This is a genomic window from Kordiimonas lacus (assembly GCF_001550055.1).
GTDB lineage: Bacteria > Pseudomonadota > Alphaproteobacteria > Sphingomonadales > Kordiimonadaceae > Kordiimonas > Kordiimonas lacus.
Genome location: NZ_LRUA01000010.1, coordinates 776820 through 789652, shown reverse-complemented (window position 1 = coordinate 789652; position 12833 = coordinate 776820). Strand labels below are relative to the sequence as shown.

11 protein-coding genes are annotated in these 12833 nt (G+C 59.1%); 6 read left to right on the top strand and 5 right to left on the bottom strand.

Translation table 11 applies throughout. The annotated features are described in order from the left end of the window. Positions 1-56 precede the first annotated feature (56 nt). Complete coding sequence (locus KORLAC_RS18590) at positions 57-692, bottom strand: hypothetical protein (protein WP_068301467.1); 636 nt, start codon at positions 690-692, stop codon at positions 57-59. 308 nt (positions 693-1000) lie between these two features. Here KORLAC_RS18590 and KORLAC_RS18585 point away from each other — a divergent pair, with 308 nt between their 5' ends. The 4 genes from KORLAC_RS18585 (at position 1001) to KORLAC_RS18570 (ending at position 5282) form a co-directional block, all read left to right on the top strand. Continuing rightward, positions 1001-1429, top strand: a complete 429-nt coding sequence (locus KORLAC_RS18585) for an acyl-CoA thioesterase (RefSeq protein WP_068309319.1) — start codon at positions 1001-1003, stop codon at positions 1427-1429. Then, complete coding sequence (locus KORLAC_RS18580; protein ID WP_068309318.1) at positions 1426-1827, top strand: RidA family protein; 402 nt, start codon at positions 1426-1428, stop codon at positions 1825-1827. Before KORLAC_RS18585 ends, KORLAC_RS18580 begins: the two co-directional genes overlap by 4 nt. Before the next feature lie 3 nt (positions 1828-1830). Further along, the gene (locus KORLAC_RS18575; protein ID WP_068309316.1) at positions 1831-4170 is read left to right on the top strand and encodes an oxidoreductase; all 2340 of its coding nucleotides are present in this window, start codon (positions 1831-1833) and stop codon (positions 4168-4170) included. Between the two features lie 98 nt (positions 4171-4268). Beyond that, complete coding sequence (locus KORLAC_RS18570) at positions 4269-5282, top strand: NAD-dependent epimerase (protein WP_068309314.1); 1014 nt, start codon at positions 4269-4271, stop codon at positions 5280-5282. Here the strand turns inward: KORLAC_RS18570 and KORLAC_RS18565 are convergent. Together KORLAC_RS18565 and KORLAC_RS18560 are read right to left on the bottom strand one after the other, a co-directional pair. Next, positions 5251-6360: a glycosyltransferase family 4 protein gene (locus KORLAC_RS18565; protein WP_068309312.1), complete on the bottom strand. Its 1110-nt coding sequence runs from the start codon at positions 6358-6360 to the stop codon at positions 5251-5253. The genes KORLAC_RS18570 and KORLAC_RS18565 overlap by 32 nt on opposite strands. Before the next feature lie 3 nt (positions 6361-6363). After that, entirely contained in the window at positions 6364-7341 is a 978-nt protein-coding gene (locus KORLAC_RS18560; protein ID WP_068309433.1) for a UDP-2,3-diacylglucosamine diphosphatase, read from the bottom strand. Positions 7342-7546: 205 nt separating this feature from the next. Here KORLAC_RS18560 and KORLAC_RS18555 point away from each other — a divergent pair, with 205 nt between their 5' ends. Beyond that, positions 7547-7981 (top strand): hypothetical protein, encoded by a 435-nt coding sequence (locus KORLAC_RS18555; RefSeq protein ID WP_068309310.1) that lies wholly within the window; start codon positions 7547-7549, stop codon positions 7979-7981. 99 nt (positions 7982-8080) lie between these two features. Here the strand turns inward: KORLAC_RS18555 and aceB are convergent, their stop codons facing one another. Continuing rightward, on the bottom strand, positions 8081-9727 hold the full coding sequence (gene aceB, locus KORLAC_RS18550) for a malate synthase A (RefSeq protein WP_068309308.1): 1647 nt from the start codon (positions 9725-9727) through the stop codon (positions 8081-8083). 181 nt (positions 9728-9908) lie between these two features. Here aceB and KORLAC_RS18545 point away from each other — a divergent pair, with 181 nt between their 5' ends. Then, positions 9909-11345, top strand: a complete 1437-nt coding sequence (locus KORLAC_RS18545; RefSeq protein WP_068309303.1) for a helix-turn-helix domain-containing protein — start codon at positions 9909-9911, stop codon at positions 11343-11345. Here KORLAC_RS18545 and KORLAC_RS18540 read toward each other — a convergent pair whose 3' ends face one another. Beyond that, positions 11346-12443 (bottom strand): CoA transferase, encoded by a 1098-nt coding sequence (locus tag KORLAC_RS18540; protein WP_068309302.1) that lies wholly within the window; start codon positions 12441-12443, stop codon positions 11346-11348. Between the last annotated feature and the right edge of the window lie 390 nt (positions 12444-12833).

Below are 12833 nucleotides of genomic sequence, written 5' to 3'. Positions count from 1 at the left end.
AACGAAAAAGGCCGGGACATGCCCGGCCTTCTGGAATTCTGTTTGTTAAACCCGTCTTAGGTTGGGCTGCCCGCCTGCGATGGGTTCGGCTCAACAATGACCGGCACGATCGGAGTCGTCGGGATGCGAGGCCGTGGCGGAACAATTGTCCGACGCGTTGTGGTGCGGCGCACGACAGGGGTCTGCGTGGAGCCAGTCTGCTGCCCGCCAGCCTGCTGGCCACCAGTCTGTTGATTATTGCCGCCAAGTTGCGTCACTGTCGTTGGCCCGTTGACATAGCCCATCTGGAAGTCTGCTGACGAGCTCAAGGCTACAGTCACCTGAATATTGGACGCCGCAGATGGGTCCGTGCTTTGAAGGTTGGTAACAACCTGCATCAAACCGGCACCAGTTGCCTGTATGGTCGCTGTTGACAACCCAGGCGTACTGCTCACTTTGGCGGCGACGCGCTTGGCTGCGGCGGCAGGATTGGACGAATTCTGCACAATGGTTGCGATCTGCTGCGTAATTTGATCTGCGGTCAGCGCGGTGTTTGCCAACACTGCATCAATGGCTGCGTCAACGCTTGCCTGCTCTGCCGCAGGCAGCGTAGCAGTCGACTGAGCTTCCGCCTGATTCATAAAACTGGTTGGTACAACGACCGGCGCCCCAAGCACCAGACCGAAAGCTGCGATAGCAATTGCCAGACGCATAATTTTGCTCCTTCAAAGGCAACATCATTCAGTAAAAACTGAATCGATAAATATAATTAGCGCCAATTTTACATAATTTGTTCGGGTGGTCAAACCACTAGCGTTAAAAAACCCTTAATTGGTGCAATCTGTTGCGTAATTGTAACGCTATGTTGTGGCGCCGCGGCTGCCGACGCCCACCTGAAGCGCCCCGTGCCCATTGGACCACACCTCAAATACCGCGAGTCGCCGGGTTCAAGGTCGGACTTGCTGGAAATTTAATTTAGTGCTAAAATAAATTAAATCATTGACCAGCTCAGGGAACAATCATGGCAACCTTTGTCCGCACCAGGAAAATACGCTTCGCGCACACGGACGCGGCGGGCATTGCCTTCTATCCACGCTATTTCGGCATGATGAATGATTTTATTGAAGACTGGTTCGGCGACGGGCTGGGGTTCGATTTCAAGCATCTGCATATTGACGAAAAGCGCGCCGTGCCCACCGTGCATATCGAGGCTGATTTCATCGGCGCCGGCCACATGCACGACGAACTGTCGTTCGCGCTGGCGGTCACCAAGATTGGCCGCAGCAGTGTGCATCTGCGCATCCATGCGACATGTGCGGGCGAGGACCGCTTCCGCATGACATTCGTGATCGCCCATATGGATATGGAAACCGGCAAAAGCCTGCCCTGGCCTGATGACATGCGCGCCGCCATGGAGAAATGGTTGGCACCAACAGGAGACCCATCATGAGAATTTTGCTGCCTGAAGGCTGGCCGCGCCCCAGCGGCTATTCGAACGGCGTGGCGGCCGAGGGCCGCATGGTGTTTGTGGCGGGGCAAGTGGGCTGGACGCCAGACATGGTGTGGGAGGCCGAGGATTTCCTGGGCCAATACCGGCAGACGCTTTTGAACACGCTGGCCGTGCTTAAGGAAGCCGGCGCGGGGCCGGAGCATATTGTGCGCATGACCTGGTATGTCACCAGCCGGGAGGAATATCTGGCGAACCTGCGCGGCATGGGCGCGGTGTGGCGTGAATGCATGGGCAAGAACTATCCCGTCATGGCGTGCGTAGAGGTTTCCGGCCTGATGGAAGAAAAGGCCAAGATCGAGATTGAGACCACGGCAGTGCTGCCGCCAAATGAGGGATAAACCATGAAAATCACGGTAATCGGCGGTGGGCCGGGGGGCCTGTATTTCGCGCTTCTGACCAAGAAGGCCCGCCCGGATTTCGACATTGAGATTTTTGAACAGAACAAGGCCAACGACACCTTCGGCTTTGGCGTGGTGTTCTCCGACGAGACGCTGGACGAATTTTTTGCCGCAGACCCCGAAAGCTATGACCTGATTCGTGACCAGTTCGCCTACTGGCAGGACATCGTGGTGGAAAAAGACGGCGAACGCACCATCATCGGCGGCAACGGCTTTGCCGGTTGTTCGCGCTTCACGCTGCTGGAGATCCTGCAAAAACGCTGCAGCCAGGTGGGCGTGAAACTGAATTTCGAGACGGCTGTCGATATCGATAATCTGGAGGCCCAGTTCAGTGGCAGCGACATGATCATCGCCGCCGACGGCATTGGCAGCCGCATCCGCGAAAAATATGCGGATGGGTTCGAACGAAGCGTAGAGAACCGCCGCAACCATTTCACATGGATGGGCTCCACCAAACCACTCGACGCCTTCACCTTTTTCTTCAAGGAAATACCAGAGGGCCATTTCTGCGCCCACACATACCAGTATGAAGAAGGCCGCTCCACCTGGGTGATCGAATGCACGCCCGAGACGTTCCAGAACTGCGGCTTCGCGGGCATGAGCGAAGAAGAGAGTGCGCGTTTCCTCGAAGGCGTGTTTGCGGACGAACTCGCGGGCCACGGCCTGATCATCAACCGTTCCATCTGGCGGCAGTTCCCGCGCGTGCGCTGCGGCAGGTGGAACGTGGGCAAGATCGCGATCCTCGGCGACGCCAAGGCCAGCGCGCATTGGTCCATCGGCTCCGGCACCAAGCTGGCGATGGAATGCGCCATCGGGCTCAGTGAAGCGGTGCTGGAGAACGCAGGCGATGTGCCTGCGGTGATGGCGGCTTACGAGGACAAGCGCCGCACGCCGGTGGAGATCATCCAGCACGCGGCGGATGTGAGCCTCAGGTGGTTCGAGAATATGCCGCGCCACTGGAAGTTGCGCCGCTATGAATTTGCCTTCTCGCTGATGAGCCGGTCAAAAAGCATTACCTGGGACAATGTGGACCTCAGGGACCCTGAGTTCCTGAGGCGCGTGGAGGATGAATATTACGCATCGCTCCCCACTGACGCCCGCCCGGCGAATGGCAAGCGCCCGACACCCATGTTCACACCCTACAGCCTGCGCGGCATGACGCTCAGTAACCGGGTGGTGGTGGCGCCGATGGCGCAATATTCTGCGGTGGACGGCATGCCCACTGACTGGCACAGGGTGCATCTGGGCGCACGCGGCCTTGGCGGCGCCGGCCTTGTGTTCACGGAAATGACCTGCCCCGCGCCCGACGCCCGAATCACCGACCACTGCCCCGGCCTGTGGAATGACGCACAGGAACGCGCCTGGAAGGATATCGTTGATTTCATTCACGAAAATTCAGGCGCCAAAGTCTGTATGCAACTGGGGCACGCGGGCCGGAAGGGCTCGAGCAAGCACCCGAAGCATGGCTCTGACCTGCCAAAGGATGAGGGCAATTGGCCGCTCGTCAGCGCCTCTGCGATCCCGTTCAAGGAAGGTGTGAACGCAGTGCCCGAGGCACTGGACCGGGACGGCATGGACCGGGTGAAAGCCGAGTTCGTCGACGCCACCGAACGCGCCGGGCGCGCGGGCTTTGACATGATTGAACTCCACGGCGCCCACGGCTATCTGATCGCCAGCTTCCTGTCGCCGCTGACAAACACGCGGGACGACGCCTATGGCGGGTCTGCCGCGAACCGTGCGCGCTATCCGGTTGAGGTGTTTGAAGCCATGCGGGCCGTATGGCCCGCGGATCGTCCCATGTCTGTGCGCCTGTCTGCGTGGGACTGGGCCGAGGGCGGCATGAACTGGGACGATCTGCGCGTTATCTCTGAGGCTTTCAAGAACGCCGGTGCTGACCTGATCGATGTGTCATCGGGCCAGACTGTGCCGCACCAGAAGCCGGTCTATGGCCGCATGTATCAGGTGCCCTTCTCCGAATTCATCCGGCATGAAGTGGGCACACCCACCATGACCGTGGGCGCCATCACCAAGCCAGAGCAGATCAATATGATCCTGGCTGCGGGCCGCGCAGACCTTGTGGCGCTGGCGCGTCCGCATCTGAACGACCCGGCCTTCACCCGCATGGCTGCGGCTCATTACGGTGTCACAGACCCGCACTGGCCAATCCAATATTCCACAGGTGTCGGGCAGATGCTGCGGGAAGCCGAGAAAGAGAATGACAAGGCGCGTGAGACAGCGCTGAAGCTGCGCCCCGCCAGGCGGCATTATGTGAAGGCCAAGTAAAGGCTTGTAAGGACTGTCAAATCTCCTACACAATAGGGCGCTAACCGTGAGGCCTGACTGTTGCCGGCCCGATTGTAGCCTGAAGGAATGACGCAGCCATGAAACTTCTTGTCACCGGCGCCGCCGGCTTTATCGGCAGCCATGTGTGCCTCCATCTTCTGGCACGCGGAGATGAGGTCGTCGGGCTTGATAACCTCAATGATTATTATGATGTCAGCCTCAAGGAAGCCCGGCTGGCGCGCGTTGTAGAAGCCGGTGGTGACAGGTTCACTTTTGTGAAGATGAACCTCGAGGACCGCGAGGGCATGGCCAAATTGTTCGCGGATGAGAAGTTTGATGGCGTAATCAACCTGGCGGCGCAAGCCGGCGTGCGGCATTCGCTTGACGCGCCGTTTGACTATATCGACAGCAACATCACTGGCTTCCTGACGGTTCTGGAAGGCTGCCGCCACACGAACGTGAAGCATCTGGTTTATGCCTCCACCAGTTCGGTCTACGGCGCCAACACCAACATGCCCTTTTCCGTCGAGAATCCGGCAGACCACCAAGTGGCGCTTTATGGCGCCACCAAGCGCGCCAACGAACTGATGGCCCACAGCTACAGCCATTTGTTCGGCATTCCCACGACGGGTCTCAGGTTTTTCACCGTCTATGGCCCCTGGGGGCGGCCTGACATGGCGCTGTTTCTGTTTACCAAAGCCATTCTGGCCGGCGAACCGATTGACGTGTTCAACGGCGGCAATCACAGGCGCGACTTCACCTATATCGATGATATCGTGCGCGGTGTTGTGAGCACGCTCGACACCCCGGCGAAGCCCGACCCGGATTGGGATAGCGCCAACCCATCGCCCCGGTCCTCGAACGCGCCCTGGCGCATTCATAATATCGGCGGCGGCCAGCCAGTGGAACTGATGCGTTTCATCGAGCTTCTCGAAGAAGCTCTGGGCATTGAAGCCAAGAAGAATTTCCTGCCGATGCAGCCAGGCGACGTACCTGAAACCAGTGCCTCGGTTGAAACCCTTGTCGCAGCGACCGGCTACAAGCCGGACACACCGGTTGAAGTGGGCGTTCGGAATTTCGTCACCTGGTACCGTGATTTTTATGGGGTGTAGGCGCGGCCTGCATTTCTGACGCCTCCACCAGTTCATTTCGCCACTGCAGGGCCGCCACAAACTGGCCCGCCACCTCGTCCCAGTCATACTTACGGGCAAAGGCCGCGCATGATGCGCGGTCCCGCGTAAGCGCTTCCTCAATTGCCGCTGTCAGATCTTCTGACAAAGCCGCGACGGGCTGGTGCCAGCCCTCAAACGGGCCAGTGCCGTCGGCGCCCAGCACATCCAGCGGCCCCTGAACCGGGTAAGCCGCCACCGGCGTGCCGCATGCCAGTGCTTCGATCATCACAAGCCCGAAGGTGTCGGTCTTGCTGGGAAACACAAACACATCGGCGGACGCATAAACCTGCGCCAGGTCTTGGCCGAACTTGGGCCCCAGGAATTTGACGGCTGGGTAAGCCGCCTTGAGCTTCGCCATCGCCGGGCCGTCCCCGACCACCACTTTGGTGCCAGCGGCTTTTGTTTCGAGGAAGGCTTCGATGTTCTTTTCCACGGCCACGCGGCCCACATAAAGCTGTACCGGACCTTCGAAGTCCCATTCCGCCTTGCCGACACCGTCGTGGAATTGGGATGCGTCCACGCCGCGAGTCCAATTGACGATGTTCTTGAAGCCTTTGGCCTTCAGCTGCTCCCTGACCGTGGGCGTCGCCACCAGAACCCCGCTCCCGGCTGCGTGAAAGCGCCGGAAAATGGGATACAGCAGGTCCGCGTTCAGGGGCGTGCGCGCCGCGACATATTCCGGGAAGGCTGTGTGATAGGCAGTGGTGAAAGGCACCTTATGCTTGATACACCAGTGCCGGGCTGTCCATCCGATTGGGCCCTCCGTGGCGATATGCACGGCATCAGCGTCAATACGCGCCATCAGTTTGGGCAGCTTCCAGCAGGCATCCAGCGCCAGCGGTATTTCAGGGTAGGTCGGGCACGGCATGGTTCGAAACCACTTGGGTGTCACCATATAGACCCGGTAGTCCTGCGCCTTCAGCTTTGACCGGAGTGTCTCAAGCGTACGCACAACCCCGTTCACTTGGGGCGCCCAGGCGTCGGTGACGATGCAGATTTTGCGACTGGGCCTTGCCACGCGCTATTCCGCCGCCACAGGCAGGGGCGCGTCGGGCTTGCCGCGGCCTTTCCTAGTCCTGCGTCCACCTGCCTTATCCGCCCGGGCCCGTACTTCATCGGCCCAGTGCAAAATCTCGAAGGCGCCGTCCATGCGCTCCACCAGCGCGGTGCAGCTTTCAACCCAGTCACCGTCGTTCATATATTCGGTTTTGCCGAAGAAGCGCCGCTCGGCATGGTGGATATGGCCACAGATCACGCCGTCCACGCCCATGCGCTCGGCCTCCGCCGCCACGGCCTCTTCATACTTGCCGATATATTCAACCGCGTTCTTGACCTTGTGCTTCAGGTAGGACGACAGCGACCAGTAGGGATACCCAAATTTGTGGCGCGCCCAGTTGACCATGGTGTTGAGGCGGAGCAGCATCACATAGGCATGGTCGCCCAGATGCGCGAGCCATTTGGCATATTTCACCACACCGTCGAATTTGTCGCCGTGCAGGACCCAGTAGCGCTTGCCGTTCTGGGCTTGGTAAATTGTTTCCTCCGCGATCTCGACCCCCGCCATATTGTAGCCCTCAAACCCCCTGAGGCCTTCGTCGTGGTTGCCGGGAATATAGATCACTTGCGTGCCGTGCTTGGCCATCTTCAAGACCCGGCGGATCACGTCATTGTGGGTCGTGTCCCAGTACCAGCGAGATTTGAGCTGCCAACCGTCAATAATATCGCCCACCAGGAACAGCTTGTCGCAGGTCATGGACTTGAGGAAATCAAGCAGCAGGTCGGCCCGTGCAGCTTTGGTGCCCAGATGCGTGTCGGAAACGAACACCGCCCGGTAATGCGGTTTTTTCGGATAGCGGGGTTGAGGACCTCCGGCGGATGGATCGGGTTGGGAGGAAGGGAAACCGCCGGAGGGCTCAAAGTGCTTGGGGTTCGGCTCCGAAAGCTTTTCAAGAGCTTCGGACACGAGAGGAAAAAGAAGTGTTTCATCAGTCTTTTTCATGGCCGCTTTATGCGTGCCAACCATGACACTCATGTTGCAGCCATGTGACTGTTTTATTGTATTTACACTCCGGCCTTATGATCAGACTCTGAGCCGACTCAGCGAGTCGGCGCCCGATAGGCTTTTGGTTTATCGGAGCCGCTTAGCGCATGACACCGAAGTATAGCGGTGCGATAACTGTCGCGACTTCAAAAAGGGGGATCTAATGAAGCCATTTTTCACCAAACTGTTCTTGATGGTCTGTCTACTCGCGCCCGCGGCTTACGCGGAGGACGGCGCTGGTCCGGAGCAGGCCAAGACGCTGGCGCTGGAATATAACAAGCGCATGAACAAGATGCTGAGCGCCGGGTCCACGCCCGCGGACGTGGATAACCTGTTCGCGCTCTATTCAGACGATTTTGTCTATAATCACCCAGGTCAGGGTGACGTGTATGACACCCAGTATCTTTACAATAACTCGGTGAAATATGTGAAAGCCGGTCACTTCGACGGCAGCTACCAACAGCAGATCACCCGCATGATTGTCGGCAAGAACGGCGTAGTGCTTGAGTGGGTCGTACCCGGCAGCGACGGCAGCACCCGCATGACGCTGATTGAGACGCGCGCGGACAAGATCATCCACATCAAGGAATTCTGGTAAGCCTCACGCTTCCTTCCAAAGAAAAAGAGGCCGGCCCCGATTGGGACCGGCCAAGAAACACCTGCGGATAAGGCAGATGTGAGGGACAAACTGTAAGGCTTACTCAGCAGCCTTGAATTGGGGCGACCCGGTGCCTGGTTGGGTCATCAGCTCGTAAGCCGGGGTTGTCAGGAACTCGGCCAACTCATCCTTGAAGACAAGGTCGAGGAACAGTCGACCGGCCTCAGCCAGCCGACCGTCCTCAAAGTTGGTAGGGCCTAAGAACTCTCTGAGTTTCACCATCTCGTCTGCATAGAGATCGCGAACCAAATCTTCGGTAACGGTGCGGCCATCATCCAGCGTTGCACTAAGCTTCAGCTGCTGCCAGATCTGCGTGCGGCTGATCTCGGCGGTGGCGGCATCTTCCATCAGGTTATAAAGCGGCACGGCACCACGGCCCGTCAGCCACGCACCCAGATACTGGATACCAACCCGGATGTTTTCGCGCACCCCGTGTTCGGTGATTGTGCCGGTGTGCGGTGCCAGAAGCTCTTTCTGGCCGATCTCGATATCAAGCCGCGTGCGGTGAAGCTGGTTGGCCTGCGGCATCAGCCGGTCGAATACATCCCTTGCAACCGGCACCAGCGCCGGGTGCGCCACCCAGGTGCCGTCGTGGCCAAAAGCGGCTTCGCGGTCCTTGTCGGCGCGGACTTTCTCGAACGCGGCGGCGTTTGCGGCTTCATCGCCCTTGACGGGGATTTGCGCGGCCATGCCGCCCATGGCGTGAGCCCCTCGCCGGTGGCAGGTTTTGATAAGTAAAAGCGAGTAGGCTTTCAGGAAGGCCTCACCCATCGTCACCTGCGACCGGTCTGGCAAGAGATAGTCAGCATGCTTGCCGATTCTCTTGATGTAGCTGAAAATATAGTCCCAGCGGCCACAATTTAGGCCGACAATATGATCCTTCAAGGCGTGGAGGATTTCGTCCATCTCGAAGGCGGCGGGAAGCGTTTCGATCAGAACCGTTGTCTTGATCGTGCCGTGCTCCAGCCCCAGGACTTCTTCTGTATAGGTAAACACATCGTCCCACAGCTTGGCCTCGAAGTGGCTTTCCATCTTGGGCAGATAGAAATAGGGGCCGGTGCCGCGGGCAAGCAGCGCCGAAGCATTGTGGAAAATATACAGGCCGAAATCGAACAGGCTGGCTGAGATGGGCTGGCCATTCAGTTCAGCATGCACCTCTGTCATGTGCAGCCCACGCGGGCGCACCTTCAGGGTCGCAGTCTGCTCATTCATACGGTATTCTTTGCCGGATTTCGGGTCCGTAAATTCAAGCCTGCCGCGGGCGTAATCCATCAGGTTGATCTGGCCGTCGATCATATTCTCCCAGGTGGGAGAGGACGCATCTTCGAAATCGGTCATGAACACGTTGGCGCCGGAGTTAAAGGCGTTGATCATCATCTTGCGATCAACCGGGCCGGTGATCTCGACACGGCGGTCCTTCAGGTCCTCGGGCGTGCCCAGGATTTTCCAGTCGCTCTCGCGAATGTCTTTTGTCTCAGGAAGAAAGTCAGGCAGCTCGCCGGCATCAAACCTTTTCTGGCGCTCTGCGCGTGCTTCCATCAGGTCCTTGCGGCGGCCGCCGAAACGGATTTCAAGGTCAGCAACGAACGCCAGCGCGTCGCCGGTGAGGACACGGGCATACAGGTCCTTCACAGGCGCGATGATATCGAGCGTGGGCTCAGTTGTGCGTTCCAGTGCTGCTGACATTTGATTTCCTCTCATCCGGCTGTCGGCTACCCTTTCGAGCAACTTTCTTGCGCTCAGCAGCATTCATATTTCATATTATTTCACTCATTCAAACAACAATTGATACAAAAAGTGTTCCAATGTATGATTTTGTAAATGTCAAAATGTATATATGTAAACTTTGTAAAATTCAGGATTGACCATGGTTGAGAACGCCACCAAGAAGATTTTCGCGGGTCCGCGCATCCGACGTTTGCGCCGCGAACGCGGCCTGAGCCAGGGCCAGATGGCCGCCGAACTGGGCTTCTCGACAAGCTATCTCAACCTGGTGGAACGCAACCAACGCCCTGTTTCCGCGCAGTTTTTGCTGCGGCTTGCTGAAGTGTACGACGTTGAACTGACAGCGTTCGCGGGCACGGACGAGGCTAGGGCTTTCGCGGACCTCAGTGAGATCCTCGCCGACCCCATGTTCAAGGGCATTGGCCTGTCGCGCGGCGAAATGCAGGACATGGCTGATGCCGCCCCGAAGGCCGTGGAAGCCTTTACACTGATTTACAAGTCGTTCCAACAGGCCCGGCAGAACGCCACAGAGCTTTCAAGCCAGGTGGTCGAACGCGAGGGCGCGACGCCTGAATCAATCTTCCCCGTCGATGAAGTCAGGGACTTTATCCACGACCATAAAAACTACTTTCCCGAACTGGATGAGGCGGCTGAGGCCACACACGAGGAACTGGGCCTGCAGCGCGACGACGCCTTCATGGTGCTCTCTGGCCGGCTCGATGAAGAGCACGGCATTCGGGTGCGCATCATGCCGCACGAGGTGATGCCCGAAACCCTGAGGCATTTCGATTTCCACCGCCGCCAGTTGCTGATTTCAGAAATGCTGGACCAGAGCGCGCGTGTTTTCCAGCTGGCGTTCCAGCTGGCGATGCTGGAGTTCAAGCCGATGATCCAGCGGATCAGCGACACCCACACCTGGCAAACGGAAGAAGCCCGGCGGCTGGTGCGCATTTCGCTCGCCAACTATTTCGCCGGCGCCCTTCTGATGCCCTACACGCGCTTCCTCGGCGACGCCAAGATACTGAAATATGACATTGAGCATCTGGGTCGGCGCTATAACACCAGTTTCGAGCAGGTCTGCCACCGGCTGACGACCCTGCAGCGCCCGGGTGAACGCGGCGTGCCCTTTTTCTTCATTCGGGTGGACAAAGCCGGGAATGTCTCCAAGCGTTTCTCAGCCGGGCGCTTCCACTTCTCGCGCTTCGGCGGCACCTGCCCCTTGTGGAACGTGCATGACACCTTCGCCTACCCCGGCCGCATCGCCACCCAGATCATCCAGATGCCCGATGAGACCACCTATTTCTCGGTCGCCCGTACCGTCCGGCGCGTGGGTGCCGTTTACGGCCAGGTGGACCAGCAATTGGCGATCGGGCTCGGCTGCGACATCGCCTATGCCCGAGAACTGATCTACGCCAAGGGCCGCGACCTTGAAAATCTGGACACCACCCCTGTCGGCCCCAACTGCCGCCTGTGCGAACGCCCCGCCTGCCCGCAGCGCGCCAACCCACCGCTGACCAAAGCGCTGGTGCTCGACGAACGCTCCCGCGGTATCTCCGCCTACCGCTTCGCCCAAGAGTAATCATTCCATCCATGCCGCAGGGCTGGAGCCAAAGCAGCAGACAGGCGTGTTCCATCCGAGTGTTGCGTCGCCCACCTTGAGGGGGGACCCGAGCCGGTAGGCTGAGCCCCAGACGGTGGCCTCCACATTCGCGGCATAGTCATCCGCCTCGACGCCCGCAATCGGCATGTCCGCCTCCACTGCCGGACTGTCCACCAGCAGCTTCGCCGTGCGGGCCAGTGACAGGCGGGCATCGCGGACGGCCTCACCTCTGGCCACGTTCGCCAGCGACCGGATCGCCGCCGCCGCCATCAGATAACCGGTCGCGTGGTCAAGCGCCTGTACCGGCAAGTGTAACGGCTTCTCGCTTCCAGCCCAGGTCATGCAGGCGTCCGATATGCCCGAGCTCATCTGCACCAGACTGTCGAAGCCCCGCCGCCCGGCCCACGGGCCGGTCCAGCCATAAGCGCACAGTGATACCTCAATCAGATGCGGCGCAACCGCGCGCCGCCAGTCTGCGCCCAATCCAAGGCCCTCAAGCGCCCCAGGGCGGTAGCCGTGAACAAGGATGTCAGCGCCGCGCAAGAGCTGTTCGAAGCTAGCCCTGTCATCCGCATCTTTTAGGTTAAGCCGAGCGCAGCGTTTGCCCAGCGTCACTTCGGGCTCGACATTGTCTTCCTGCCATCTGGGCGGATCAATCCGCAGCACCTCGGCACCGAATCCAGCGAGCGTGCGGGTAGCTACCGGCCCCGCAAGCACCCGCGTGAGATCGAGCACCTTCAGCCCCGCCAGCGGCCGTGCGGCTGTCCCAGCCCGGCTTTTCGCCTGTGGCGCCCGAGCCTGCCCCCAATGAATGAGAGATTCATCTGCAATCACCTGCCCCTGCGGATGCGCGTTCCATTCATCCGCCGTACGCATTGCTGCTCCGACACCGCCCGCCGCCACGATGGCAGCCTCGAGCTCATCCTTTCGCCACGCTCTAGCGGCGCGGTCAACGTCGACGCGGGTTTCGGCGACGCCAAGAACGCCGCAGGCTGCCGTCCGGTGATGCGGCAGGTTTGTGTGCAGCTTGATCCAACCATCCGATGTTCGGTAATCGCCAGCAATGGCATTCCACACGGGCGCCTGCCCTCAATGCCGCTAGCATTCATCAGGTCAGCAAGTGCCACACCGACCGCGCCAACTGTGGCCTCAGCAAGGGTTGATACCGGAAAGCAGGAGGCATAGCGACCCCAGCCAATCACCTCTGGTTCGCCCGTCAAATCCAGCGCGTTATAGATGTCCTTCATGGAACCTCTGTAGCAGCCGCTGAGATGCCTCACAATATCCTGCCCGCTTTCCTGCGGCCGAAGCAAAGCACCATCTGAAGTTTTTATAGCTGCGCGTGGACATGCTTGTCGTCATGATCAACGAAACGCACGCGTCCGTAGCGGCATGCAACCGGCGGCCCGCACCTTAAAAGCGCATTGCTCTTGTCGCTAAACGGGCATTATGCAATTATTGCGAAAA